Annotated in this window: 18 protein-coding genes and 3 pseudogenes; 10 read left to right on the top strand and 11 right to left on the bottom strand. The window is 70.5% G+C overall.

The window, feature by feature from the left end:
* Positions 1-49: 49 nt before the first annotated feature.
* Positions 50-1,069: a tyrosine-type recombinase/integrase gene (locus ACFC09_RS14950; RefSeq protein WP_376527571.1), complete on the bottom strand. Its 1,020-nt coding sequence runs from the start codon at positions 1,067-1,069 to the stop codon at positions 50-52.
* A gap of 166 nt (positions 1,070-1,235) precedes the next feature.
* Between ACFC09_RS14950 and ACFC09_RS14945 the strand changes: the two are divergent.
* A pseudogene (locus ACFC09_RS14945) lies at positions 1,236-1,619 on the top strand (SAM-dependent methyltransferase); the annotation flags it as partial.
* 1,329 nt (positions 1,620-2,948) lie between these two features.
* Here ACFC09_RS14945 and wrbA read toward each other — a convergent pair.
* The 4 genes from wrbA to ACFC09_RS14925 form a co-directional block, all read right to left on the bottom strand.
* Positions 2,949-3,563 carry an NAD(P)H:quinone oxidoreductase gene (wrbA, locus tag ACFC09_RS14940; protein ID WP_376527568.1) on the bottom strand — a complete coding sequence of 205 codons (615 nt, stop codon included), beginning with the start codon at positions 3,561-3,563 and terminating at the stop codon, positions 2,949-2,951.
* 712 nt (positions 3,564-4,275) lie between these two features.
* Positions 4,276-4,677, bottom strand: a complete 402-nt coding sequence (locus ACFC09_RS14935) for a DUF6009 family protein (protein WP_376527565.1) — start codon at positions 4,675-4,677, stop codon at positions 4,276-4,278.
* A complete protein-coding gene (locus tag ACFC09_RS14930; RefSeq protein ID WP_376527562.1) occupies positions 4,674-6,197 on the bottom strand; it encodes a phage/plasmid primase, P4 family in 1,524 nt (507 codons plus the stop codon). Before ACFC09_RS14930 ends, ACFC09_RS14935 begins: the two co-directional genes overlap by 4 nt.
* The gene (locus ACFC09_RS14925; protein ID WP_376527559.1) at positions 6,194-7,195 is read right to left on the bottom strand and encodes a bifunctional DNA primase/polymerase; all 1,002 of its coding nucleotides are present in this window, start codon (positions 7,193-7,195) and stop codon (positions 6,194-6,196) included. Before ACFC09_RS14925 ends, ACFC09_RS14930 begins: the two co-directional genes overlap by 4 nt.
* A gap of 959 nt (positions 7,196-8,154) precedes the next feature.
* On the opposite strand from ACFC09_RS14925, the gene ACFC09_RS14920 reads away from it, so the two are divergent.
* The 5 genes from ACFC09_RS14920 (at position 8,155) to ACFC09_RS14900 (ending at position 14,276) form a co-directional block, all read left to right on the top strand.
* Complete coding sequence (locus ACFC09_RS14920; RefSeq protein WP_376527556.1) at positions 8,155-8,925, top strand: TetR/AcrR family transcriptional regulator; 771 nt, start codon at positions 8,155-8,157, stop codon at positions 8,923-8,925.
* Between the two features lie 664 nt (positions 8,926-9,589).
* The gene (locus tag ACFC09_RS14915) at positions 9,590-10,228 is read left to right on the top strand and encodes an HD domain-containing protein (protein ID WP_376527554.1); all 639 of its coding nucleotides are present in this window, start codon (positions 9,590-9,592) and stop codon (positions 10,226-10,228) included.
* An 81-nt stretch (positions 10,229-10,309) separates the two neighbouring features.
* The gene (locus ACFC09_RS14910; protein ID WP_376527551.1) at positions 10,310-11,794 is read left to right on the top strand and encodes a catalase; all 1,485 of its coding nucleotides are present in this window, start codon (positions 10,310-10,312) and stop codon (positions 11,792-11,794) included.
* A gap of 47 nt (positions 11,795-11,841) precedes the next feature.
* Positions 11,842-13,257 carry an FAD-dependent oxidoreductase gene (locus ACFC09_RS14905; RefSeq protein ID WP_376527549.1) on the top strand — a complete coding sequence of 472 codons (1,416 nt, stop codon included), beginning with the start codon at positions 11,842-11,844 and terminating at the stop codon, positions 13,255-13,257.
* Positions 13,258-13,322: 65 nt separating this feature from the next.
* Positions 13,323-14,276, top strand: a complete 954-nt coding sequence (locus tag ACFC09_RS14900; RefSeq protein WP_376527546.1) for an amidohydrolase family protein — start codon at positions 13,323-13,325, stop codon at positions 14,274-14,276.
* Positions 14,277-14,308: 32 nt separating this feature from the next.
* Here ACFC09_RS14900 and ACFC09_RS14895 read toward each other — a convergent pair whose 3' ends face one another.
* Positions 14,309-18,427, bottom strand: coding sequence for an amino acid adenylation domain-containing protein (locus tag ACFC09_RS14895; RefSeq protein WP_376527587.1), 4,119 nt, complete (start codon positions 18,425-18,427; stop codon positions 14,309-14,311).
* A 204-nt stretch (positions 18,428-18,631) separates the two neighbouring features.
* Here ACFC09_RS14895 and ACFC09_RS14890 point away from each other — a divergent pair, with 204 nt between their 5' ends.
* A complete protein-coding gene (locus ACFC09_RS14890; protein WP_376527585.1) occupies positions 18,632-18,883 on the top strand; it encodes a hypothetical protein in 252 nt (83 codons plus the stop codon).
* Here the strand turns inward: ACFC09_RS14890 and ACFC09_RS14885 are convergent.
* The 3 genes from ACFC09_RS14885 to ACFC09_RS14875 all read right to left on the bottom strand — a co-directional run bounded on the left by ACFC09_RS14885 (position 18,877) and on the right by ACFC09_RS14875 (position 23,053).
* Positions 18,877-20,484 carry an amino acid adenylation domain-containing protein gene (locus ACFC09_RS14885; RefSeq protein WP_376527543.1) on the bottom strand — a complete coding sequence of 536 codons (1,608 nt, stop codon included), beginning with the start codon at positions 20,482-20,484 and terminating at the stop codon, positions 18,877-18,879. The genes ACFC09_RS14890 and ACFC09_RS14885 overlap by 7 nt on opposite strands.
* 35 nt (positions 20,485-20,519) lie before the next feature.
* Positions 20,520-20,756 carry a phosphopantetheine-binding protein gene (locus ACFC09_RS14880; protein WP_376527540.1) on the bottom strand — a complete coding sequence of 79 codons (237 nt, stop codon included), beginning with the start codon at positions 20,754-20,756 and terminating at the stop codon, positions 20,520-20,522.
* A gap of 317 nt (positions 20,757-21,073) precedes the next feature.
* Positions 21,074-23,053 (bottom strand): LamG-like jellyroll fold domain-containing protein, encoded by a 1,980-nt coding sequence (locus tag ACFC09_RS14875; protein WP_376527537.1) that lies wholly within the window; start codon positions 23,051-23,053, stop codon positions 21,074-21,076.
* Positions 23,054-23,319: 266 nt separating this feature from the next.
* Here ACFC09_RS14875 and ACFC09_RS14870 point away from each other — a divergent pair.
* Positions 23,320-23,541: pseudogene (locus ACFC09_RS14870) on the top strand (DUF6313 family protein); the annotation flags it as partial.
* 19 nt (positions 23,542-23,560) lie between these two features.
* Positions 23,561-24,121 (top strand): annotated as a pseudogene (locus ACFC09_RS14865) (lysophospholipid acyltransferase family protein); the annotation flags it as partial.
* 116 nt (positions 24,122-24,237) lie between these two features.
* Here ACFC09_RS14865 and ACFC09_RS14860 read toward each other — a convergent pair.
* Positions 24,238-25,119, bottom strand: a complete 882-nt coding sequence (locus tag ACFC09_RS14860) for an alpha/beta fold hydrolase (protein WP_376527534.1) — start codon at positions 25,117-25,119, stop codon at positions 24,238-24,240.
* 62 nt (positions 25,120-25,181) lie between these two features.
* Positions 25,182-25,760 (bottom strand): TetR/AcrR family transcriptional regulator, encoded by a 579-nt coding sequence (locus tag ACFC09_RS14855; RefSeq protein ID WP_376527532.1) that lies wholly within the window; start codon positions 25,758-25,760, stop codon positions 25,182-25,184.
* A gap of 225 nt (positions 25,761-25,985) precedes the next feature.
* Here ACFC09_RS14855 and ACFC09_RS14850 point away from each other — a divergent pair, with 225 nt between their 5' ends.
* The gene (locus ACFC09_RS14850) at positions 25,986-26,849 is read left to right on the top strand and encodes a hypothetical protein (protein ID WP_376527529.1); all 864 of its coding nucleotides are present in this window, start codon (positions 25,986-25,988) and stop codon (positions 26,847-26,849) included.
* The last annotated feature ends 49 nt before the right edge of the window (positions 26,850-26,898 follow it).

Genomic DNA, 26,898 nt, shown 5'->3' with positions numbered 1-26,898 from the left:
CAGCAGCAGGAACTCATCCGCAACCACCAGACGCGCTACCGCGACCAGGTCATACCCACCGCCTGACCGACAGCACCCTCAGAAGATCTGCACCCATCCAGGAATGTCCTAAGACCTCCTGGATTGCGAGCAAATCCAGCCCGTTTCCGTAGAGTTGGGACGCGCAGAAATGCCGCAGGACGTGCGGTGTCAACCTGTCCGTCCAACTCGCCAGATGAGCCTGGACCGCGTTGTCGAGCCCGTTGCGCAGGGCGTCGTCGCCGACCCGGCGGGCGGAGCCGTCGGTGTTCCTGCGCTCGGAGGGGAACAGCGGGGCACCAGGGCGAGTGTGATCGTCATCGAACTGGCCCCACACGTCTTCGATGAACCACCGCAGTGTCCGGTCGGCGCCGTTGATCAGCGGCACCATCCGCTCGCGCGGGCCTGAGCTGCGGGCGCCCTTGCCGTGGCGGACGTGGAGCTTGCCGAAGCGTCCCAGGTCCCACTTGATGTCGGCCAGGTCGAGCCCACATGCCTCGCTGACCCGCAGGCCGACCTGCGATATCAGCTTGGAGGCGGTGTAGTTCCTGGCGGTCGGGGCGAACTTGCGGCAGGCGGCCAGCTCGCCGCCCCAGCCGGTGAACAGCGTCCCGACCTCCGGCTCGGTCGGCGGGATCCGCAGCTGGGCGTCCTTGGCCCCGCGCGGCCTGTTCATCTCGTCGATCGGGCACTCGACAACCCGGCCGTTCATCCGGTGGATTTCGACCTTGTGTCGCAGCTCCAGGAACATGAAGTACGTGCTCAACGCCTGCGACCGGCCCAGCCGGGTGCCGCTGGGCGAGTGCCGCAGCACCTTCCCGAAGTACACGTCCGCGTCAGCGGGCTCCATGTCCCACAAGGGTCGGCCGAACCAGGTCCTGATCTGATCCAGGTGACCGACGTCCCCGCGGATGGTTCCGTCCGCCAGCCCTGCTGAGGCCCGTGCGAGGACGAACCCGGACAGCACATCGGTCTCGAACCGCTCCAGCTCCTCAGCCGACGCGGGCGCCCAGTGCTCACGCAGGTCCCGTACGACTGCCAGCGCCGCCAACCCGAGCCTCCTCACCTTCGACCCGACTGCGAATCGGTCGGACGAGATGAGAACGCTTCAAGAATCCCGAAGTTACGTCACAAGCCGGCAGAGCACACGAAGGAGGAAGAACCCGCTGGCCACGGGCCCAGGGAGTCAGCGGGGCTCAGGGGAACTCACGGGATGTCGCACACTACATCCGCAATGCCGCTTTAGCGTCGCCTCCGCCACCGAGCTCAACCTCGGTGAAGCCTCCCTCGGCGGCATGCTCGGGTGGTGGTCACTGTTCAACCTCCCCCGTGATGTCCTTCCCCAGGTCCTCGCCCATTTCGCGCACGCCCTGAAGCCGGGCGGGCACCTCATCGCAGGCACACACGTCGGCGACGAGGACGCGGTGCGCACCGAGGCATACGGAGGAGTGCCCGTTCGTTGGACCACGCACAAGTGGCGGCCGGAGCAGCTCGTGGACCTGATCGAGCAGGCCGGACTGCACCCGGTCGCCGAACTCCGGCTCCCCGCGGATGAGTGGAGCGGGCCGGGCGTGGTCGTCATGGCCAGGCGTCCCGGCTGACGATCAGCGTCGGAAGCGGCACAGGGGGGCTCCTGCCGGGCTCCACCTGACGCCTACCGCTAATTTCCGTTCGGATACTCCCCGAGGGCCTATCTCGGCCGAACTCTGGCGCCTTCAAAACCGAGGGGCTTCCGACCTGGGAGGCAGCGAAGGCCTTCGCCGTTCTGCTGGTCACAGGCGCCTTCGGATCGAAGGTGGCTTCGGCCGATCACGGCCTGTCAAAACTTCTGACAGCAACACCGGTTTCCTGGTCCGTTCCTACTCGGACACCAAAATCATCCCGTGGCCCCTTTTGGGCTTACCTCGGCGATCCCCCTGAGTCGTCCGGAAGTGTGTCGAGGGCTCCGTACCGGCCGCCCCTGACGCCCGCGGGGTCGACCTCACTCTTCTCTCATGTGTCTCGCGGAACCCGATCAGTGGTCCCCCCTAAGAGGCCACTGGAACCTTGTGCTTCCATCGTAAAGGTCCAGTGGCCTCTTGTCGGGACATCAAGAGGTGGGGGAGAGGAGTGTCACACCTGCGTCATCCCTCCGTGGCGGGACGGCCGCAGGGTCTTGAGACACGTATCGAGCCGCGGGGTGTCAAGGCATGCCGAGCCGCGGGGTGTCGAGGCGCACTTCGATACGGGAATCGCAGTGAATGCACGCTCTCTTGAGCGGTCGATCCAGAAGAGGGGTTGGAGCATCGCCTGAGCTGATCGCCTGGGCGATCAGGAAACGCCTGCGACGCCGACCGCGACCCGGCCGAGGAAGTACCCGACGAGATGGCGGCCGACGTCGTCCTGCCGTTTCTGGCGGCGCACGCCCGAAGCCGACACTCGGCCGCCGGGGTCGGCGGCCGAGTGCGGTGAGTCGCTGCTGGAAAGGCCCAGCTCAGCAGTCGTGTACGGGCCTGGACAGCGACTCAAGCGACCCAGCGGCGAACACGGTCTGACATGCAGGCAGACGGGCCGGCCGGCGGCCGGGGGGAGTCCTCCGTGTGTGCCGAGAGTGTGTCGCAGAGGCGACTGGCCCACGGGGAGACTGGCCCGACTGGGGCGACTGGGAGTGATTGGCCCGCGGAGGACTGCCCCTGTGAGGCGTCGGATCCGGTGAGGCAACCGGTGCGGGCCGGCGCACCCCTCATGTCCGGAACTTGAGTCGCTTCAGTCGCTGTTCTCCCCAGAAAGCCGCTTTGAACTGCGGAAATACCGACGCACGATGGTCGGGGCCGCACGAGGTCCAGTAGCTGACCGGCTCGTCCGGTCCGGGGTGAGCCGTGCGGCCGGGTGTGCCGGTGCGCCCGCCCGACGGAGGGGCCGAGCCGTATGCGCCGACCGCCGGTGGCGGGTCAGGCGAGGCCGGCCTTCAGGGCGGCGGCGAGCTTCACGACGCGCTCTGCCTGGTGACGTGCGGCGTTGCGGGTCTGGTCGGCGACCGGGTTGTTGCCCTGGGCGTCCACGTGCGAGGTGCCGTAGGGGTTGCCGTCGACGAACTTCACCGGGTCGGTGTAGCCGGGCGACGCGATGAGGCCACCGAAGTGGTGGATGGAGTTGTAGAGGGCGAGCAGCGTGGACTCCTGGCCACCGTGCGTCGTGGCGGTCGTGACGAAGCCGCTGTACACCTTGTCGGAGAGCTTGCCCTGGGCCCAGAGACCACCGAGCGTGTCGATGAACTGCTTCAGCTGGGAAGCGATGTTGCCGAAGCGGGTGGGCGTTCCGAAGATCACCGCGTCGGCCCAGTCGACGTCGGCCGGGGTGGCCTCGGGTATGCCCGCGCTGGCGGCCGCGTGAGCTGCCCATGCCTCGTTCGACGCGATGGCGGCCTCGGGCGCCAGTTCGGCCGCCTTGCGCAGCCGCACCTCGGCACCGGCCTTCTCGGCGGCGGCGGTTATCTCCTTGGCGATCTCGGCGGAGAAGCCGGTCGAGGAGTAGTAGATGACGGCGAGCTTCACAGGAGCGGTCACGGGGGGATCTCCGGTTCTTCAGGGGGATGTTGGGCCGGCGACGGTGCTGGCCCCGTGCGGTGGCTCCGCCGGTCCCGAGGCATGCGGGGGCATGTCGGGTGCGGATCCGCACCATTTAGATGAAGCATAAACCATCTAGTTGAACGCACAACCATGTCTCTGCGGTGCCGGTCTCGTGGATCTGCTCTTGAGCGGTCAGGTCGGTTGCCGAGGGGTGGCGAACTTGTGGGGTCACGACCGGGTGCGGCCCGTCGGCTCACCCCGCTTCCCCTCGTCCCGCTCCAGTGGTGCGCCTCGCGGGCGTGAGCGACCGACGGCCGGTTCAGTGACTCAGTCGCTGTGGTCCAAGAGGCGGAGTATTCCCAGTTCAGAGCGGTGTGCGAAGGGAATCAGCGACTGAAGCGACCGAATCTCCGAATTACGTCCGGCATCGGGCGCGTGAAGTGCCGGCGCACCTGTGCTCTTCGTAAGGGGACGTGGGGCTTGCGTACGTACACGAACGAACGGGCGTCGTGGTGAACCCGTGGATCGGACCGGGCCGTTCGGTAACGGGCAATGGGCAACGAGCGCCAGGGGAAGAGGAGGGGGCGGGTGAGATTCCCGACAGCGCGGCAACCGTCGCGCCACGCTGTCCGGTTCGTCACGGTACGGTCTGTTGCTGGCTGGTTCGTCTCCCGGGAAACGCTTCTCCGGGAGGGCCGCGAGAGGCCGCCTACAGCGGCAGCGTTATGCCGAGTTCCTGCATGGCGGAGGACGGCGGGCCGCCCTCCGACCGTTCGGTCTTGTAGCCCTTCGTACGGGCGGCGATGGTACGCGGATCGACCGCCTCCGCGGGGGCGCCCTTCGCGTACAGGCCCGTCGGCTCGGTGTCCCGGTCGTGCGGGAGCAGCCAGAAGACCCGTCGGCGGAACGTGCCGGAGGAACGCGACGGCCTGGCGTCAGTACCGAGGAGGGCGTATCCCACCATCCGGCCGTCACGGTGGTACGCAGGCTTTCCGCGCCTGGTGGGAAGCCTGTCCAGACTCTGGCGTACGTAGTCGAGCGGTGCGATGTCCTCAAGCCACACGATGTCGATCTCGTGCGCGATCTCTTCCTCGACGATCAGGGAGCTCATGCCGTCGCCTCCGTCTCCTCGTCGGCGAGCAGTCCGATGCCTGGGTAATACTTGCGCTGATTGGACAGGATCATCTCCTTGGGCGAGGCCAGCCCCGCCAGTTCACGGGCGCGGGAGGCGAAGGTGCGCGAAGACATGGCAGGTGCTCCTTCATTCTGACACCACGTCTTGTACGCCTTGTAGAGCCCCGTCTGCTCGGCCCGCAGATCCGGCCCCAACGCGCAGCACTCCTCGAAGAACCGGCCGGTGTGGTCCTCGGTCTCGGCGTAGGCCGTGGTGGCGATGCGGACCCGCTCCGGGCCGGTCAGGTCCCGGTCCCCGGCCAGGTAGCGGCGGGCGCCGTCGATCAGCCAGCCGAGGATGCCGGGGCCCTCCTCCGTGACGAGGATGTCGGCCAGGTTGTCGATCTTGCGATCGTCGGAGACGACCCGTTCGAACGGGATCAGCCGCATGCGCCGCCAGAAGGCGAAGCCGCCCGTCCCTACCTCCGGCCGGTGGTTGCCGAGCAGCCACAGATGGTGGGTGGGCTGAAAGCTGAAGAAGTCCTGGCGCATCCGGCGGGCCTTGATGCGGTCGCCGCCCGTGAGCAGCTTGACCCTGGCCTCGTCGAACTTGTCACCGTGCTTCACCTCGGAGCACACGATCACGCGCCGCCCGTGCAGTTCGGCGAGGTCGGTGGGGTGTCCCTCGTAGGGCCGGGACATCAGGAAGCCGGGCGGTGCGGCGTCGGCGTAGTCGCCGAGCAGCTTCATGAGGACGTCCAGCAGGACCGACTTGCCGTTCTTGCCCGCACCGAAGAGGAACGGCAGGACCTGCCCGCCCACGTCGCCGGTGATGGAGTAGCCGAGCAGCAGTTGGAGGAACGCGACCATCTCGGCGCCCTCGGCGTCGTCGCCGAAGGTGTCCGTCACGAAGCGGTCCCACCTCGGTGTGGCCACGTGCTGCGGACCCACGGTCGTGGACCGCGAGTGGAAGTCCTTGTTCGGGTCCGGCACCTTGATCAGCCCCGTGCGCAGGTCGACGATGCCGTCGGGGGTGCACAGGGCGTAGGGATCGGCGTCCAGGCGGTTGGCGTTCAGCACCATGCCCGGGGCCGACTTGGCCTGGGTGAGCATGGCGTTTATACCGGTCGTGGACAGCGCCCGGCGCCGGTGCTGCTGGAGGGCCTGCGAGGTGAACAGGCCCCTGGCGTCATGACCGGCGATGTTCTCCGCCAGATCACCCGCCGCCCACAGGACCGTGTCGTCCTCGTCGATCTGCCATCTGGTGGTGTCCCAGCGGTACCACCCGATGCCCGGGACATGCCGGTAGTCGTTCGCGTACAGCTTCACGAACAGCTTGGCGTTGCCGCGGTCGGTCAGGGTGTCGGGGAGCAGTCCCACCGCGGTCGCCTCGCCGACCGCGGCTCGTGTGGGGTCGGTCTGCGCCGGCAGTGGCAGGGGCCCGTCCTGGCTGCGGATCTGGGACGCGACAGCCTCAGGGTTGAACTCGAAGAGGGTTTCATGGCGGGGCGAAGTCACAGTCGCCCTCCCGTGGCGTACAAAGGACGTTTCAGCCCGGCGGCGAGTCCGCTGCGGATGATCTGTTCGGCACGGCGCTCCTGTCCCGGCCGGACGGCGAAAGCGGTGCTTTTCAGGGCTTCTTCGGCTTCCTGTCGAGTGAGCCGTCCCGCGGCGATGAGCCCGCCGGCGGTGTAGGCGGCCCGGTTGAGGGCGTCCGAGAAGCCCGCTCCCTCGGACGCCTCGCCGCACGCCTCGACCGGGGCCAGCAGCGCCGCCAGGAGAGAGCCCTCGCGGCTCTTGCCGCCCCCGGCGGCGAGCACCGCCTGCTGGGCCCGGGGCGGGACCGGGCGCGGCGCGGGAATGTTGGGTGCGGGCAGGTGGCCGGTGCGTTCCAGCTCCTGGGCGAGCCACACCGGCAGCGCGGCCGGCTCGCGGACCTCTCCTACGGGGGTGTAGGCGCCGTCCTTCGTCGTGGTGCCCGGGGCGATGATGTAGCCGCCGTGCGCACGGACGTCCACCTGCCAGGCGAGCGCCCGCCCGGCGCTGGAACCGGCCGACGACTGCCAGCGGCGGTTGTCGGTGGCCCGGTACCAGACGTGCAGCCCGCCGGACGGCGTTCGCACCCGCAGCGTCGAGGCGTCGTCCGCGGGGCTGGGCCGGCCGCGGAGGGCGGCCAGCACGGCCAGCGTGTGGAAGCCCGTCGCGAGGCCCCTCAGGTCCACGTGTTCGGCGATGCGGATCCCCGGCAGGAGGCGGTCCCTCGAAGGGGGCTGGGTGAGATGGGCGTCGATGTCGATGACGACCAGGTTGGCGGCCCCGCAGGCGACGCCCACGCCGAAGTCCGGATGTGCTCCCCACCACCGTTCGATCCTGCTCTGGTCCAGGGTCGCGGCGTGGAAGCCGTGGCACCACTTCCCGGCGGGCAGGCAGGGGCAGTCGGCCGGGGCGTGCGGGGAGGTCCGGCACTCGGCACAGTTCGCGGCCGGGGTCTTCCTGCCGGGGGCGAGCGGATGCACCGGCCAGCCTCGGCGGGCGCACCAGCGGGCGGTCGCGACCGGTCCAGCGACTGAACGCCCGGCGGCGGCAGGCTCGGGGCTGGGGTGGGGAAGATGCAGCTCAGCGGGCACCTGGTGTTCCCCTCTCAGCGACCGAAGCGACCGAACGACGGACACAGACTAGCGAACACGGCTCGTGGGGCCGCGGAGCCCATGCCAAAAAATCCACACCCGTGTCGATCGCTGTCCGGGAGGCGTGCGACAGCGACCGAAGCGGGGCGGCAGCGACTGACGCCCTTTCCGTCACTGGCGCGCAGGCAAAGGGAAAACACCAGGTCAGACGCTATCCAGGAGGCGAAACAGCGACTGAAGCGACTGAAGGTCCTTATATATGACGCACACGCGCACACATGAATGCCTTCATATATCCGAAACTTGAGTCGCTTCAGTCGCTGATCGCTCGTGTCACTCCTTTGACCTGCACTTTTGTAGCCCTGTCGGCAGCGACTGAACCGAACCTCAGTCGCTGTCCTTCGGTCGCTGGGACGGGGAGGCGCAGCGACCGAAGCGACGGACGCCCCGCCCTCGCAGGCCGCTCACCGGCGACGGTGCGAGCAAGCCCCCCGCTCAGTCGCTTCAGTCGCTTGGGTCGCTCAGCCGCTGGTCTGCTGGTCCGCCGGGTCACCGAGCCGTAGAGTCGTCGAGTGGTTGGGGCCGTCCAAGTGCTGCGCCCGGAAACGTGTTCAGCCCCATGGGGCAGGGCTTGTTGCAGGTGCCCGTCACCGCTCTCACGTGACGGGCGGGCCACGGGGTCTCGGCGGGGTCCTCGGCATCGAGGTGGACGACGTCGACGCGACCGTCGCCTACTGCCCGCTGGCCGGATGCACCGTCACCACCGGCCCGGTCGACGGACCGTGGGGCGAACGCGGTGGGAGAGCCGTCGTCGACATGCTCACCACCGCTCGATTACGATCGACCGCATGCCAGGGAAGACTTCGGGGAAGAACGCCGCCGCGCAGCGGAACGAGTCGGCCAAGGCCACGGACGCGCCGCGTCGCAGCACCGCCCGGCGGACCCTCGTCACCCGAGACCTGCTGGAGAAGGCCACGTGCCTGTTCGCGGAGCAGGGGTACGAGAACACCACGCTCCAGGACGTGGCGGAGGCCGTCGGAGTGTCCCGCACGGCGCTCTACCACTACGTGACCAGCAAGGAAGACCTGCTGGCCATGCTGGTCGAACAGATGAGCCTGGGACTTGCCGGCGCCGTGGGCAAGCTCCGTGACCGCGAGGACCTCACGGCCGAGGGCAAACTCCGCGAGCTGACCGACACGCTGGTCCGGCAGCGCGCCGCGTCACCGCATCAGTTCCGGGTGCACGACCGGACCGAGTCGGCCCTGTCCGAGCCACTGCGGACGCGGCACCGGCAGGCCCGCCGGGACGTCCTGGCCGCGCTCACGGCCGTACTTGAGGAAGGTATCGAGCGGGGCGAGTTCAAACCGCTCGACGCGCGCGTGGCGGCCTTCAGCGTCCTCGGCATGTGCAACTGGGTGGCCTGGTGGTACCACCCGGGTCCCGACTACGACATCGACGCGGTGGCACGGCAGATCAGCCAGTCCGCCGTCGACATGGTGGCCGCCGTCGACGGGCCCCGCGGGTCGGCCGGCTCGGCACGGTCCGCGCTGGCCATGGCACGTTCCAGTCTCGACGTACTGGAACGCCTGCTGCCGGGCGACCAGCCGGCGGCATCCTGAGTCCCGGCGGGCCCGCGTCCGTCCCCGCGATACGTGTCTCCCGTCAACGGGAGGCGGTGGGCGGTGACTTCAGCCCCGTGGGACACCGACCACTCTCCGGATCGTGCAGCTCGTAGCGGTGCGGCTGTGAAGTTCCTCAATTCCCGTCTCTGGATGCCGAGTTGGGTACGCACGTGCGAACTGCCGCGCCTGGCTCCTCCCGGCCGTGGCGGATCACGCGCAGCTGCACTACACGGTGCCCGACGTCGGGGTACGTGTTCGTGCAGCGAGGAGCGGTGCCGGTGTCGTCCGCACGGAGCCACACCCCCGTCGCGGGCCGGTCGTGCGCCGACCGCGGGGTGCAGAGGCGGTCGGCGCTGTCCTGGTCCTCCGGACGTCCCGCGGGGGTGATCAACATGCCCGAGATCGCTGGAGGCCCCCGGCGTAGTTCCAGATGCCTCAAATTATCGACGGTCAAGTAAACCCGGTGGTCGTGGACGCCGGGGGACAAGCCCCCCGACAGCGTCGCCCGGCACGACAGGACAGGCGCTGACGATGGTGAAAGACTGGCGTGCATGGCCTGACGTGTGTGGACCACGTGCACGTCGCCCACCTGAACCGGAACGTCCGATCGGCTCCATGGACGCCCGGACGTTCATGAGCTGCTGACAGGAGTGGATCAGCCATGAGCGAGAACATCGCGGGCGTGGACATACCCGATACCCGGCTGGCGGCGGAGGCGACGGAACTGGTCCGCGCGGCCGAGCCGCCGCTGCTGTTCGACCACTCGCGCAGGGTGTACCTGTTCGGGATGCTGCAAGGACAGCGGCGCGGTCTGAAACCCGACCCCGAACTGCTCTATGTCGGAGCGATGTTCCACGACCTGGGCCTGACCGAGCGGTACCGGACCACCGATGAGCGCTTCGAGATCGACGGCGCGAACGAGGCCCGCCGCTTCCTGCGCGAACACGACGCGGGCCCCGACGAGGTCCGCCGGGTGTGGACCGCCATCGCCCTGCACACGACTCCCGGTGTCCCGGAGTTCATGGAGCCCGAGATCGCCCTGGTCACCGCGGGGGTGGAGACCGACGTACTCGGGATCGGCCGGGACGACCTGGATCCGGCGGAAATCGAGGCCGTCACCGACGCGCACCCGCGCCCCGACTTCAAGCGCCGGATCCTGGAAGCCTTCACCGAGGGATTCAAGGACCGGCCCGACACGACCTTCGGCACCGTGAACGCCGATGTGCTGGCCCACTTCGTCCCCGGATTCAAGCGCGTCGACTTCGTCGAAGTCATCCAGAACAGCTCCTGGCCGGAGTAGCGGCCGGAGGCCGGACAGCACGGCACGGTGCGCCTCTTTCCGGGGGACGCCAGGGCACGCACCTGCCGCGGAGGCGACGAGATGACCGATCAACCACCCGTCACGACCACCGATGCCGGATGCCCGGTGGCCAGCGACGAGCATTCGCTCACCGTCGGGACCAGCGGTCCCAATCTGCTGCAGGACACCTACCTGATCGAGAAACTCGCCCATTTCGTCCGCGAGCGTGTTCCCGATCGGGTGTACCACGTCAAGGGCGGCGGCGCCTTCGGCCATTTCGAAGTGACCGCCGACGTCACCCAGTGGACCAAGGCCGCCTTCCTCAGCGAGGTCGGCAAGCGAACGCCGATGCTCGCCCGCTTCTCGTCGGTGGCCGGTGAAGAGGGCTATCCGGACTCGGACCGCGACGTACGCGGCTTCGCCCTCAAGTTCTACACCGAAGAAGGCAATTACGACCTCGTCGGCAACAACACACCGGTCTTCTTCGTGCGCGACCCCATGAAATTCCCCGACTTCATCCACTCGCAGGAACGGATGCCCGACAGCGGCCTGCGCAGCAACAACATGCAGTGGGACTTCTGGACGCTCTCGCCCGAGTCGGCGCACCAGGTGACCATCCTGATGAGCGACCGCGGCACGCCGCGCACCTGGCGCACCATGAACGGCTACGGCAGCGACACCTACATGTGGGAGAACGCCGCGGGCGAGAAATTCTGGGTCAAGTACCACTTCAAGACCGAGCAGGGCATCGAGAACATGACCGACGCCGAGGCGCGGGCCATGCGCGCGGAGGATCTCGACTGCCACCGACGCGACCTGCGGGACGCGATCAACCGCAGGGATTTCCCCGCCTGGCGCCTCGAAATGCAGATCATGCCCTACGAGGAAGCGGCCGACTACCACTTCAACCCGTTCGACATCACCAAGACCTGGCCGCACGACGACTATCCGCCGATCACCGTCGGGCGCTTCGTCCTCGACCGCAACCCGGAGAATTTCTTCGCCCAGATCGTGCAGGCCGGGTTCGACGTGGCGAACTTCGTCCCCGGCATCGGGCCGAGCCCCGACCGGATGGTGCTGGGACGGATGTTCGCCTACGCCGACTCCAGCCGCTACCGCACCGGCCCGAACTACGCGCAGCTCCCGGTCAACCGGCCCGTCACCGAGGTGCACAACTACAACAAGGACGGCCCGATGTGCTACAGCCCCATCGGGGACCAACCGGTCTACGCCCCCAACAGCTACAGCGGGCCCAGGGGCGAACCGCAGCGCTACCGCGACCCCGGCTGGTTCGTGCAGGCCGGCGACATCATGCGCGCGGCCTACGAGGCGCACAAGGACGACGACGACTTCGTCCAGCCCGGCACGCTCTACCGCGACGTGCTGACACCGGCCGATCAGGACCACCTGGTCGACAACATCGTCGGGCACCTCAGCCAGGAGGTGGAACCCTTCGTCCAGGAACGAGCAGTCGACGACTACTGGACGAAGGTCGACCCCGACCTCGGCGCGCGCGTCGCCCGAGGTCTCGGCCTGGGGCCGTCGGCGCGGCCCGGCCGCGGGTAGGGCCCTTCTGAGGGATCTCGGGAACATCGGCGACGTCGGGAGGCCGCATGTCCACGACCGCGCACACCGAGGACTACGACGTCCTCGTCATCGGCAGCGGCGAAGCGGGTAAGTACCTCGCCTGGACGCTGGCGGGCGAGGGCCACCGTACCGCTGTCGTCGAGCGGAAGCTGATCGGCGGGTCGTGCCCGAACATCGCGTGCCTGCCCAGCAAGAACATCATCCAGTCGGCGAAGGTGCGCTCCTACGCCGGACGCGCCGCCGAATTCGGGGTCGAGCTGGAGTCCGCGACGACCAGCATGAAGGGCGTGCAGGCCAGGAAGCGGGCCATGGTCGAGGGACTGCGCAGGATGCATCTGGACCGCTACCGGGCCAGCGGCGCCGAGCTGATCATGGGCGAGGCGCGGTTCACCGGTGCGCGGTCGGTCGACGTCGAGGTGACCGACGTCGGCCGGCGCCGGATCCGCGGCGAGCGGGTGTTCCTGGACCTGGGCACCCACGCGACGGTGCCCGACGTGCCCGGTCTCGTCGCCGCCCGGCCGATGACCCACGTGGAACTGCTGGACCTGGACCGGCTGCCGGAGCACCTGATCGTCATCGGCGGCGGCTACGTCGGGCTGGAACTGGCGCAGGCCATGCGGCGCTTCGGGGCGCGGGTGACCCTCGTCGAGCACGGGCCGCAGCTGGCGGGCCGCGAAGACGCCGACGTCGCCGCGGCCATCCTCGACCTCTTCCACGACGAGGGGATCACCGTCCACCTCCACACACGTATCCACGGGGTCGAGGGGGAGTCCGGCTCCGCCGTGCGCGTCGCCGCCGACGGGCCGGACGGCCCATGTGCGATCGACGGCACCGACCTGCTGGTGGGCGTCGGCCGCACCCCGAACACCGGCGACCTGGGACTGGAGCGGGCCGGCGTGAAGCTCACCGACACGGGCTACATCGCGGTCGACGAGCACCTGGCCACCACGGCGGCGGGGGTGTGGGCCATGGGCGAGTGCGCGGGCAGCCCACACTTCACCCACGTCGCCTTCGACGACTTCCGAGTGGTGTACGACAACCTGCACGGCGGCGGCAGCACCACGACCGATCGACTGGTGCCGTCCTGCCTGTTCACCGACCCAGAGCTGGCGCGGGTCGGCATCGGCGAGACCGACGCCGCGCGCCTCGGCATCGGATACCGGCTGCTCACCCTCCCGATGGCGGCCGTCCTGCGGACCAGGACGCTGTCCGAGCCACGCGGATTCATGAAGATGCTGATCGCCGCGGACAGCGACGAGATTCTGGGATTCACCGCGTTCGGGACCGAAGCCGGCGAACTCATGGCCGCCGTCCAGACGGCGATGACCGGTCGCGTCCCGTACACGGCGCTGCGCGCCGCGATCTTCGCCCACCCCACGATGGCCGAAGGACTCACCTTCCTGCTGAGACAACGCCCCGAAGCACCGCACGGGCGTGCCTGACCACCGTCCGGGCCGCGCGGAAGCAGACTTGACCGTCTCGTCGGCCGGATTCCAGGAGGCTCGTGATGGCTGCGTCCACCGCTCGTATCGACGTCCACCAGCACATCGTTCCGCCCCGGTGGCGCGACGCGCTGGACGAGCGCGGCCTGGACTCGGGAGGCTGGCCGATCCCGGCGTGGTCGACGGCGGACGCGATCGCGATGATGGACCGGCAGAACATCGCCACGGGGGTGCTCTCCGTCACCTCGCCCGGCGTCCACCTCGGCGATGACGCCGAGGCCCGCGCACTGGCCCGCGCCGTCAACGAGTACGGCGCCGAGCAGGTCAAGGACCACCCGTCCCGCATCGGCTGCTTCGCGAGCGTCCCCCTCCCGGATGTCGACGGCGCCCTTGAGGAGGCGACGTACGCGCTCGACGTACTGGGTGCCGACGGCGTGGTCCTCATGTCCAACACGCACGGCCGCTACCTCGGCGATCCCGACTTCGAGCCGCTGTGGGCCGAACTCGACCGGCGCTGCGCCGTCGTCTTCGTCCACCCGGCACAGCCCCCGATGCCGCTGCTCGCCGGCACCCCGGCGCCCTTGGTCGACTACGTCTTCGACACCACCCGCAGCGCGGTGAACATGGTGCTCGCCGGGGTGCTGAGCCGGCACCGCGACGTCAAGGTCGTCCTCTCCCACGGCGGCGGCTTCCTCCCCTACGCGGCGTACCGGTTCTCCGTGCTGACCTCCACGGCCGTCGAGCCGGGGCGTGACGGCGACGAACTCCTGCGCGACCTCAAGAGGTTCTACTTCGACACCGCACTGGCCTCCGGCCCCAGCGCGCTGCCCTCCCTGCTGGCCTTCGCCGAACCCGGCCACATCCTCTACGGCAGCGACTGGCCCTTCGCCCCCGAGGCGGCCGGAAGCCGGTTCAACCACTATCTCGACACCGCGCCCGGCATCGATCCCGGCCAGGCGCACGCCATCGGCCGCGGCAGCGCCGAAGTACTCTTCCCACGCCTCGACGGACTCGGGTGACTGTCTCCCGCCCGTAGCACTCCGCCCGCCGCTCACCGCACAAGTGCCGGCCGGTCGGGGGCGGGGCCGGGCAGGAATCCCGTACGGGTGAAGTGGCGCACGTGGCGGTGGAAGACCTCCTCGTCCATGGGCCGCAGGGCGACCCCGTGCGCCCGTGCCGCGGCCTGCCCGGCGCTCCCGTCGAACCGCAGAGCCGCACTGCTGTGCCCCACCATCTCCGGAGCCATCACCCCGAGCAGCGGGAACGCCGTGTTCCGCGGGTCCTTCTCGACGGCCCGGCTCCACTCGGCCAGTGACATCGGGGCCAGCCGGTATCCAAGCCCGGCCAGGTGACCGGCCAGTTCCGTGAGCGGGATCTCCACGCCGTGGGCGAGATGGACGGTCGGGGCGGGCGCCGGGTTCAGCGAGAGGGCGACGATCGCCGCGCTGACGTAGTCGACGGGCACCAGGTCGAAGCCGATGCCCGCGTCGGCGGGGTAGCCGCCCACCTCCACGCAGCCCTTCAGCAGCAGCCACAGGAAGTCGCCCGGCTGGCACACCCCGGTACGGGTGTCACCGCTGATGCGGGTGGGACGGTAGACCGTCACCGGCAGCCCCCGCTCCCGTGCCTGCCGCACCAGGCTCTCGGCCGCCCACTTGCTCTGCGCGTAACCGTGCCGCAGCCCGTCCACGGCGGGCACCGGCTCGTCGGCGGTGACGCCACGTCCGAGCAGGTGGGCGCCGGAGAACACGCCCACGGTGGAGACGTGGTGCACGGGAACCGCACGGTGCCGGGCGGCGAGGCGCAGCACCTCGGTGGTGCCGGACACGTTCGACGCCGCCAACTCGGCGTACGGAAGCGCCAGGTTGACGGAGGCGCCGCAGTGGTACACGACATCGGCCTCCGCGGCCAGGGCGTCGTACTGCGCCGCGTCGAGACCGAGCGCGGGGCGTGCCAGGTCCCCGGCGACGGCCACGGCGCGCGCCGCGGTCTCCTCGGTCCACACCCCGTGCCGCTTGGCCGCCTCGATCAGCCGGTGCCGCGCGTGCCCGGCGTCCGCGGCCCGGACCAGGCAGTGCACCGTGGCGTCGGTGCGCCGGATCAGCTCGCGCAGGACGAACCCGCCGAGGAAGCCGGTCGCGCCGGTCAGCAGGACCCGCTCGGGCGCCGCCGGAGACGTCCCCGCCCCGGGGCCGGGGACCACGTCTGCGGGCAGCCGCGGGTCGGCGACCGCGGCCGGACGCCGGGCGGCGGCGTCCGACTCCACGAGCGCGGCCAGCCCGGCGACGGTCGGCGAGCCGTAGACCGCGTCGAGTCCGAGCCGCACCCCGAACTCCTCCCGGAGCCTGAGCATCAGCCGCGCCCCGAGCAGCGACTCGCCGCCCAGGTGGAAGAAGTTGTCGTCCGGGCCGATGACGGCGGCGTCCCGGCCCAGGAGCTGCGCCCACAGGGCGGTCAGCCGCCGCACGGTCGGGCCGGCCGGCGCCGTGTTCCGGCGGGGTGCGGGCAGTGCCCGCGGCGGCCTGCGCGCCAGGGCCGCGCGGTCGGTCTTCCCGCTCGCCGTCCGCGGGAACGCGTCGACCGCGGTGATGCCGTCCGGCACCAGATGGGCCGGCAGCCGCGTGCGCAGTGCCGCGCGCACGGTGTCCGGGGACAGCTCCGCGCCCGCGGCCGGCAGGTAGTGGGCGGCCAGCCGGGTGCCCGCCGAGGTGTCCGAGGGCAGGGCGACGACCACGGCGTCGGCCACGCCGGGCACCTGCTTGAGGACGGCCTCGACCTCCTGGGGCTCCACCCGGTACCCGCGGATCTTCACCTGGTCGTCGGCGCGCCCGAGGAAGGCGATCGTGCCGTCCGGCAGCAGCCGCCCGATGTCCCCGGTGCGGTAGTGCCGTTCCCCGCCCGGACCGGTCACGAAGCCGCCCGGGAGCGCGGCGGCCTGCCCGAGATAGCCTTCCGCCACCGGCACCCCGGTGACGCAGATCTCGCCCGGCACCCCGATCGGCAGCGGGTTCAGTGCCCCGTCCCGTACGTCCACCCGCGCGCCGTCGATCGGACGGCCCAGGCTCGGCCGGTCCGGCCAGGACGCGGGGTCGCCGGTGAGCCGCAGCGCCGTGACGACATGGGTCTCGGTGGGGCCGTACTGGTTCTGCAGGCTCGCCCGCGTCAACTCGGCGAACAGTCGGCGCAGCGCCGGGGTGACGAACAACTGCTCGCCCGAGGTGAGGACTTCACGCAGCGAGTCGAGGAACCGGCCCTCCGCGCCGGCGTGTTCGGCCAGCTGTTGCAGCGCGACGAACGGCAGCACCAGCCGCTGCACGCGCTGCTCGCGGAGCAGGGCGAGGAGTCGGAGCGGATCCCTGCGGGCCGCCTCGTCGGCGACCACCAGGGTGCCACCGGCGGCCCAGGTGGCGAACAGCTCCTGGAAGGCCACGTCGAAGGTGAGCGGCGCGAAGTGGAGGGTGCGCGCCGCGGGCCCGCACGCGGAGTCGCGGCGCTGCCAGTCGACGAGGTTGGCCAGTGCGCGGTGCGCCATGGCCACACCCTTGGGACGGCCGGTCGAGCCGGACGTGTAGAGGACGTAGGCGAGGGCGTCACCGGACACCGCCGGCAGCCGCACGTCCGGCGCGGGCCGCGGCAGCCGGTCGAGGACCAGGACCGGCACGTCGGGCCGGGCGGTGCGCAGCGCCTCGGCGTGCGCCGCGTCGCTCAGCACGGCACTCGCTCCGGCGTCCCGCAGGACGAACGCGGTACGCGCGGCGGGCTGTGCCGCGTCCAGCGGCAGACAGGCCGCCCCGGCGCGCAGGATGCCCAGCACCGCGACCGCGTGGTCGGGGGAGCGGTCCATGCACAGGGCGACGCGCTGCCCGGCGTGGCCCAGGGCGGTCAGGGCCGCGGCCACCCGGTCGGCGCGGGCGTCCAACTCCCGGTAGGTCACGACGCGGTCGCCGTGCACGATCGCGGGCCGCTCGGGGTCGGTGGCCGCGTGCGGCCCGACGACGAGGTGGGCCAGGGGTGGTGCCGCAGGCGGTCGCGGCCCGGTGGCCCACGCGTCGACCCGGGACCGTTCGTGCGGCGCCATCACCTCCAGGTCGGTGAGCGCGGTGTCGGGCCTGCCCACGGCGTCCGCGAGCAGCGCGGTGAACCGGTCGGCGACCAGCCGGGCCGTCGCCGGGTCGAACAGGTCGGCGGAGTACTCCAGGAAGCCGCGGTAGCCGTCACCGTCGGGGACGAGGTTCAGGAACATGTCGAACTTCGACCGGCCGCTGTGCCGGTACCAGCGCTCCGCCGTGACGCCCGGCAGGCTCAGGCCCTCGCCCACCTCGTCGTCGAGGGTGAGCACGACCTGGAACAGCGGGAAGCGACCCAGGACGCGTTCGGTGCCGAACTCCCGTACGAGATGTCCGTACGGGATGTGCCGGTGCCGGACCGCGGTCCAGACCGCCGACTTCACCGAGGCGATCAGGTCACGGAAGGTGTCGCCGTCGCCGATGCGCTGCCGCAGCGGCATGACGTCGGTGAGGCAGCCCACCAGTGACTTGACCTCCGCACCGGTGCGCCGTGAGACGGGCGTGCCGAGGACCACGTCGTCCTGGCCCGACAGCCTGCCGAGCAGCGCCGTCAGAGCCGACATCAGCACCACGAACGGGGTGGCGCGCTGTGCCCGTGCCAGCTTCCGCAGCGCGGTGCCCGTCGTGCCGTCGACGGTGAACCGGATCTCGCCGCCCCGGTGGCTGGGCCGGGCGGGCCGCGGCCGGTCCGCGGGGAAGGTCGACTCGTCCGGAGCGTCGGCGAGGACCGTCCGCCAGTGGTCCAGGTGGTCCGGGGAGGTCACCGCGTCGTCCCGCCGCTGCCGCTGGGCGTACGGTCCGAACTGCAAGGGGATCTCCGGGAGCCGCGCGGGACGCCCCTCGACGGCGGCGCGGTAGGCGGCGCCGATCTGCTCGTCCAGCAGCCGGGCGCTCCAGCCGTCCATCACGGCGTGGTGCACGGCCAGCGCGAGGACCGCCTCGTCGGTGGCGGCGCAGTCGGCGTCGTCCGGTTTGGCGTCCGTCCCGCTGTCCGTCCTGCCGTCCCCTTTGCCGCCCGCTTTGCCGCCCGCTTTGCCGCCCGCTTCGCCGTCCGTGATCCGCAGCAGCGTGGCCCGCAGCAGCGGCGGCCGGTCCAGCGGCACGGGCCTGGTGACGGCCCGCAGCACCGCCGCGTCCAGTTCCTCGCGCGTCACCCACCGCTCGTCGACCGTGACCGGCCGCGGCGGGAACACCGTCTGCACGGTCGCGCCGTCCCGGGTGCCGAGGCTGCTGCGCAGCGCTTCCTGGTGGGCGACGACCGCGGTGAGGGCCGCCTCGACCGCGAACGTCTCGACCCGACCGCGCAGATGGTGGATCCACGACTCCAGATACCGCGACTGCCCGCCGGGCTCCTGGGCTCCGCCGGCCGCGTCGGGCCCGGTAGCCGGGTCGGGCCCGGTAGCCACGTTCGGCCCAGCAGTCACGTCGGGCCCGGTAGTCGCATCGGGCCCGGCAGCCGCGTCCGCCGCTTCGTGGAACTGGTCCTGGAGCCAGATCGACTCCTGCTCGAAGGACATGGGGTAGGTGGGCAGTCCGGCCGGTTCCTGCGACGTCACTGACGAACTCCTCCGTGCGCGTGCCGGCCGACCGGTGCCTCAGCTTCCGCCATTGCTTCGGTGAGCGCGGCCCGGTCGGGTTTTCCCTGGTCCGTGTAGGGGAGCGCGGCGCGTCTGAGCACACGCCGCGGCACCATGTAGGCGGGGACCCGGCGGGCCAGCGCCGCGCGGAGCAGGCGCGGTTCCAGTACGGGCTCGTGCGCCGGGTCGGCGGTGTAGAAGAGGGACATCCCGGTGTACGTGCCGTCCGGACCGGCCACCGGTACGGCGGCGCAGTCCCGCACCCCGGGCACCTCCCGGGCGTGCGCCTCGACGTCGCCGGGTTCCAGACGGTGGCCCGCGACCTTCACCTGGAGGTCCTGGCGCCCCCGGTAGTGGAGCACGCCGTCGTCGTCCAGCGAGCCGAGGTCTCCCGTGCGGTAGACACGTGTGGGGACGCCGTCCACGGGCACCTCCACGAACACCGCGGCGGTCGCGTCCGCGTCGCCCAGGTATCCGTCAGCCAGGCCCTCGCCGGCGAGACAGATCTCGCCCGTCACACCCGGCGGTACCTGCAGGTCACCGTCGAGCACCAGCACTCGGGTCCGCGGTACGGGAGTGCCGACGGGTATGCCGGTGGGTATGTCGCAGTCGGCTGCGCGGACCCGGTGTGCGGTGGCGAACACGCAACTCTCCACCGGCCCGTACCCGTTGACGAGGGCGATGCCGGGGTGTGCGGCCAGGAACGCCCGCACATGGGGGACGGACAGCCGTTCACCGCCGGTGATCACCTGGGTGAGGCCGGTGAAGCAGCCGGGGTCCTCGTCGACGAAGAGGTTGAACAGCGACGCGGTCAGCCACACCGTGTCCACCCGGTGCCGCTCCGTCAGGGCGCGCAGCCGACGCGGCATGAGGTACTCGCCCTCGGCGATCACCGTCGTGCCGCCGGTCGTCAGCATGGACCAGACTTCCAGGCCGTACGCGTCCCAGGACGCCGGAGCCGCCTGCATCATCACGCGGCCCGCCCCGAACGAGGCGAATCCGGGTGGGGTGAACAGGCGGGTGGTCGCCCGGTGCGGCGACAGGACGCCTTTCGGGGTGCCGCTGGTGCCGGAGGTGAAGAACAGCATGGCCGTGGCCGAACCGTCCCGCGGCAGGGAGACCGGCGACGGCGCCGGCGACGGCACCGGCCCGTCGGCGGGGCCGTGCGGGAGGGGTTCGTCGAGGGCCGGGGGCCGCCACCAGGGTGTGCCGGCGCCGGCCTGCGGCTGGTCGGCCACCACCACCGGCGGTGCCGTGGCCGCGATCAGACGGGTGAGGCGTTCCTCGGGCCAGCGCGGATCGAGAGCGGCGTAGGCGGCTCCGCACTTCAGGACGGCGAGCAGCGCGGTCACCAACCGCGGCGAACGCGGCAGCAGGACGGGGACGACGGTCCCGGGTCCGGCGCCGCGTTCCGCGAGGGCGGCGGCCCACGCCTGGGCGCGGGCGTCGAGTTCGCCGTAACTGAGGGAGACGTCCGTGCCGACGACCGCCGTCGTGCCGGGCCGCAGCACGGCCTGCCGGGCGACGGCCTCGTGGACGAGCCGGGACGCGGCCGGTCCGGCCGCCGAACTTCCCCCGGTCACAGGGGAGTTCTCCGCCGCTAAGCCTCCGGCGGGTTTCACCGGCCCGCTTCCTGCGCCGGGTCCATCGCCCGTACCCGGGCCACGAAGTCCCGGAACGTGTCGGTGTCGAAGACCGACTCGGGGGAGACCTCGTATCCGGTGATCCGCTCGATCCGCGCGCAGATGCGCATGGCCTGCAAGGAGGTGCCGCCGAAGTCATAGAAACTGGAGTCCGGCAGCACGTCGTCGACCTCCAGGATCTCCGCCCAGATCCCCGCTATCTCTTTCTCCACGTCCAAGTACGCTACAGCACCTCACCACGCTTGTTCGGAGAGTGTGCAGGAGAGGGAAGAGACATGTCTCACCGAAGCCGGCCCCCCGAACGTCTGCCTCCTGGGTGACCCTGCTCTACCCTGACCCGCCTGGCTCTGCCGCCACCCGGGCGGTCGCGGATCTCCTGTATGTGAGGCGGGGCCGAGCGCGTGGGTCGGGGGGCGCTCGTCGACGGCGCCTCCCGTCTCCGGCGGCCGGGCCGGAGACGGGAGGACCAGGAGAGTCGGGGACCGGGAGAGCAGGGAGGGCAGGCGGAGCCGGGAGGGTCCGGGGCTCCCTACCGGGCCGTCAGGAACTCGTCCAGGGACAGGGCGCGGTTCACGATGCGGGTGTCACCGACGTTGCCGTGGAAGACGATGTCGATGGCGCTCCCGCTCTCGTGGCCGCCCAGCAGCCAGGGCAGCCCGAGCGAGGTGAGGCCGATCGACACCCGCTTCGGGTTGTCGACGACCGGAGCACCGTCGACGTACAGCCTCGTGTACCGGCCGTCGTTGACCACCGCCAGGTGCCACCACTTGAGTTCCACCAGGCCGTGACCCCAGTTGGTCGTCGGGTAGGTGTTGTTCAGCGGGTAGTGGTTGAACTGCGGCTCACGGCCGTTGTTCGAGATGGCGAACTGGACCAGGGCGTCGTTCGGGTCGGTGTTCTTGCCGTGCTTGCCGGCGGCCCCGGCGGAGCCGCGACGGCTGAGTATCGACGCCCAGCCGTTGTTGCCCGAGTCCCAGTCCAGCGGCATCATCACGAACGTCTCGAAGGTGTACCCGGACCTGAACGTCTCGGTGTTCAGCGGCGCCTTCGGCCCCGTGGTCAGGTACGTGCCGTGCACCGGGTTCCGGCCACCGGCGAACTTCAGGCTGGCGTGGCCGGGCTGGTCGGGGTGGTGGTCGGCGGACCAGGTCAGCGCGTCGGCGGCCGTGCCCGGCACGGTCACCGCCGTCAGGTCGTTGCCCTTGCCGGTCAGGTCGCGGACCGTCTGGCCCGCGCTGAGCGGGGTACCGGGCGCGCCCTGCCCGTCGAAGCGCCAGTACGCCAGCGTGCCCTTGACCAGCTCCTTCTCGGCCGGGCGGGCGGGCCGGACCGGAACCGGGATGAAGCTGGAGAACCGCTCCTCGAAGTCGATCGCGATCGAGAAGTCGTCGACCGGGCCGGTGATCCGGGCGTGCTCGGCGGCCAGTTCGTTGCGGGACTCCGGGTCCTGGGCCAGGATCCACGGGTTGATCGTCTCGACGTCGATCGTGTTCCGGGCCAGGTCGAAGTGGTACAGCCGGATCATGCCGCCGCCGCCGAAGTAGCGGTTCTGGTAGTTCGTGATGTGCATGTGCACGTCGTTGCCAGCGGTGTTCTTCTTGGTGGTGCGCCCGGACGGCCAGTAGTGGCCGTTCAGGGTGAGGAAGATCTGGTCGTTGTCCTTGATCAGTTTGTCCCAGATCGTCTCACCGTACCCGGAGAGGGCGGCGTTGTTCTCCGGGTCGCCCGACTCGTACGGGAAAACGTTGTCATCGTAGTCCGAGTAGACGATGTCGTGGGCCGTGAGGATCACCGGCATCTTCGGGTGGGCCTTGATGACGTCGTTGGCCCACGCGAAGCCCTGGTCGGTGGTCCGCCAGTCCAGGGCCAGCACCAGCCACGAGCGGCCGGCGGCCTGGAAGATGTGCGCGGTGTTGTAACCGGTCGCGTCCGACCCGGCGAACGTCTTCGAGTGCTTGAACCGCTTGGGGCCCAGGGTCTGCAGGTACGACGTGTCGCCGCGGCTGTCGTCACCGGACACGTCGTGGTTGCCGGCCACCACGCTGTACGCGGCACCGTGCGCGTCCAGCAGCGCGAACGCCTTGTCGACCTGCTGGAACGACGATGCGTCGGCGTCCTGCGTCAGGTCACCGAGGTGCGTCATGAAGACAATGTTGTCGCCGTTGTCGCCGTTGGCGCCGCCGTTTCCGCTGTTCCCGCTGTTGTTGATGATGTAGCGGAACGACTCCTCCTGCGGCGTCCGGTTGACGCTGTCCTGGCTGCCCCAGTACAGGAACTGGGTGTCCGGCATCACCGCGAGGGTGAACTGGAGGGCGGTCGCATCCGGTCTCCAGGTGCCGATCCGGCCGCCCTTCGCGGAGTCCGCGGCGAACGCGGGCGTCGCACCGAACGTGGACGCGCCGACGCCCGCGGCTGCCGCTCCCGCACCGGCCAGCGCCGCGTTGCGCAGGAAACCTCGGCGGTTCTGCCCGGCCGCATCGTGTGACGAATGGTCACCATGTGTGCACATAGGGGTCCTTCCGGGGTGGATACTGCAAACGAAATGAAGCTAATCGGAAGTGGCCCAAGCCGGGCAGACGTGAGATGACCAGCGGAGATCAAGTGTCTGTCCAGGTCTGAAGCGCAAGCCGAACTGTGACCCGGAGCTGATCTCATGTGTGCAGACAGCAACTAAAACCCCTCCGGTGGCGGGAACGTTGCCGGGACTGGCGGAGATCCGTCTCCAGGCTCAACCGGCCCCAGCACTGGCTGCTGACCCGATTCCTGAAGTGGAGCATGTGCGTCGTCGCCCTCTACGGCGCAGGCGGCCTCCTCCTGGGCTGGACGGTTTCCTACGACGTCCTCGTGGGGATCACCTCCCCCGCCGGCACCCCGTTCCCCGTCTACGCCTGGTTCCGGTCCCTGACCGGCTGGCTCGTCGTCCCCGCCCTCGTCGGCGGCGCCACCGGCTACCTGGTCAACCGGGAGATCGACAAGCGGCGACGAGTGCCCGAGGACGACCTGCTGGAGCAGATGATTCATCGGGGCGGTGATGCGCGGTACCGGACAGATTCCCGTCTACCGCGAGAGCACCGACGCGCTCAGCGCCTCCCGGGCCGCGATCGACGCGGTGGAGGGCGGCGAGTGCGTCACGTTCTACCCCGAGGGCACCCTCACCCGCGACCCCGACCAGTGGCCCATGGTCGGCAGGACCGGCGTCGCGCGGGTGGCCCTGCAGACCAGGTGCCCGGTCGTCCCCATCGCCCAGTGGGGCTGCAACGAACTGCTGCCGCCGTACGCCAAGAAGCCCGACCTGCTGCCGCGCAAGACGCACCACGTGCTCGCGGGCCCGCCGGTGGACCTGTCGCGCTTCTACGGCCAGGAGATGACCGCGGACGTCCTCAGGGAGGCCGCCGAGGTCATCATGGCTGCCGTCACCGGCCTGCTGGAGGAGATCCGCGGCGAGAAGGCCCCGGTCCGGCCCTACGACCCGGTCCGGGCTCGGACCGAGCAGCGGGGACAGCGGGGACAGCGGGGGGCCAAGGCCCTGGCGCGGCAGAAGAAGGGCCAGGGGAAGCGGGGCGGCCGGGGCGGCTGAGGGCAGGGGCGACCGGCGCCTCAGTACGGTGTTCTCGTGGGCGGGGTCCGGGAGTTCGGCACGCCGGTCCGCCGGTCCGCCGGTCCGCCGGTCCGCCGGTCCGCCGCGAGCGTCGGCTACCGGCCGGCGGCCAGGAACGGCAGGACGACGTCGGCCATCTCGTCGGGTACTTCCTCGGCCAGGTCGTGGCCGGCGTCGAAGACGTGCCCGATGACGTCGTGGGCCATGAGCCGCATCTGGGCCTCGTTGCGGTCGCCGATGAAGGCCGCGCCGCCGAGCGCCAGCACCGGGATGTCCAGTTTCTTCCGCGCGGCCTGCCGGTTCTGTTCGGCGTCGACGAGCATCGCCCGGTAGATCGAGAGCATCGCGCGGATGCCGCCCGGCAGGGAGTAGCAGCGTACGTATTCGTCGACCGCGTCGGGGGTGGCACTGTCGGGGCGGCTGCGCTCGTTCTTGATCATGTAGGTGATCAGCTCGCGTTCGTGCCCGGCGATCAGCATCTCGGGTACGTCGGGCTGGAAGTAGAAGCCCAAATGCCACAGGTGCAGGCCGCTGGAGACGTTCGCGGGGGTGAGGGCCGTGTGGTCCTCGAAGCCGAATCCGGGAAACAGGGCCTCCACGAACACCAGGGAGGTGACGTCGCCGCGGTGACGGGCGGCCAGCTGATAGCCGATCACCGCTCCCCAGTCCTCGCCCACCACGGCGTACGTCTCGTGGCCGAGGCGGCTCATCAGCTCGGCGATGTCGTCGCTCATCGTCGCGGAGTCGTAGCCGTCCGCGGGGCGGGCGGAGTCGCCGAGACCGCGGAGGTCCGGTACGACGACGGTGTGGTGGGGCGTCAGCCGCGGGAGGAGGTGGCGCCAGTGGTAGCCGGTCTTGGGCACGCCGTGCAGCAGCACCACCGCGGGGCCGGACCCGGCCGTCCGGTAGTGCAGACTCGTTCCGTTGACGGGGGCACGGCCCGTGCGGACGGGCGTTCCGTCATGGTCGTACATCATGTTCTCTCCGGTTTGCCGGTGTCTTTCTGGAACGTTCGATACAGATTGCGGGCATGGAAAAGTCAGCCGAGGGCGGCCAGCGCGACCTCCACGAGGGGTTCGAGGGTGCGGGGGTCGGGTGTGATCTTCGACGAGACCAGAAGTCCGTTGAGGAAGGTGACGAGGAAGGCGGCGGTGGTGTGCGGGTCGTGGCGGGCCGCGATCTCGCCCCGCTCCACCGCGGCGCGCAGTATCTCGGTGAGTGCGTCCCGGCCGGCGTCCTGCATGTCCCGCACGATGCGCCGGATCGACGGGTCGTGCGGCAGCCGTTCGCACGCGGCGTTGACCGCGAGGCAGCCCCGGCCGCCCTGCCCGACGGCGATGCGGACGCGTTCCGTCAGCAGCGCGCGGATCGCGGAGCGGGCGTCCGTCCCCTCCTCCAGGCTGCGCAGGGCCGCCGCCGCGAGGGTGGCGCGGTAGTGCTCCAGTGCGGCCCGGTACAGGCCGTCCTTGTCGCCGAACGCGGCGTACAACGACCCCTGTCCGATCCCCAGGTGCTGGGTCAGGTCGCGTACCGAGGTCGCCTCGTAGCCGTTCGCCCAGAACAGGTCCATGGCGCGGCTCACCGCCGCCTCGGTGTCGAATTCCCGGGTCCTTGCCATGACCTCACCGTACCTTATCTGGATCGATCGCTCAAGAAATGTAGGTCGCGGACCGACGGGGCGTTGAGCCGCAGGTGTGTCTCACGGGCCTCGTCGCCGGTTTCCTCCTCGGGCCGCCGTGGCGGATCGCGCGGGCGTGGCGCCGACGGAACTCCTGCACGGTGAGCTGCCGGTTCGTCGAACGCCGGTAGCTGTCGTGGACCGGGTCGGCCGGCGGGAGCACGTGTGCAGGTGCGCGAGTGCGCACACCTCGGCGCGCCTCGGGCTCCCTTCCTGGCCCGGGGGGACTACGAGGGCGTCGACGCCGCGGGCAGGGCCGCCGTCGTCCGCTGGGACTCCGACGACGAGGACACCGCCGACGAACAGATCAGAGCCGCACAGCGGGCCGGTGTGAAGCTGCTGCTGTTCGTCAACGACCTCGACGTCGTGCGGCCCCGCATCAACGACGCCGTGGCGCCCCCGGTCCGCACCGGTGACGAGATCGACGTGACCCTGCCGTCCTGGGGCGACTCCGGCGGCAACCACGCCAACTGGACGCCCTTCGGCAGCGGCGGCACCACCCAGGAGACCCGTCTCTGCCGTGACCGGACCTTGGTCGCCGAGGGCGGCAGCGCACTGACCGCGACCGTACCGTCCCCGAAGGAAACCTACCGTCTGGTGCACGAGGCGACCCGCACCGCCACGGCCGCCTTCCCCTGTTCGACGGCCACCCGCACGGAGTGGACCTTCACCTCGGCCCGGCCCCGCACCGTGCAGGACAGCGAGCAACTTCCCCTGGTCCAGCTCGACTACACCCTGCCCACGTCCGACGACGGCAAGGCGGCCGCCGACGCGCCACTGCTCGTCCCGCCGGCGCACCTGACCGGCGGCCCGGACTCCGCGCCGCGCGTCGCCAAGGTCGAGGTGTCCTACGACGACGGCGCCACCTGGACCACCGCACGGTTGCAGGACCGGGGCCACGGCACAGCGGGCGTCGCACTGCACGCCCCCGCCTCGGCCCAGTACCTCACGCTGCGCGTGCAGGCCGGTGACGGCCGCGGCAACACGGTCACGCAGACCGTCGTACACGCCGTGGGAATCACCGGATGACCCGGCCCTGACGGCAGCCGACCGCCCGACCGCCCGGCGATCCTCCAAG

It is taken from the genome of Streptomyces sp. NPDC056161, from assembly GCF_042268025.1.
In the GTDB taxonomy this organism is placed as follows: domain Bacteria; phylum Actinomycetota; class Actinomycetes; order Streptomycetales; family Streptomycetaceae; genus Streptomyces.
This window is presented reverse-complemented; position numbering and strand designations above follow the sequence as displayed.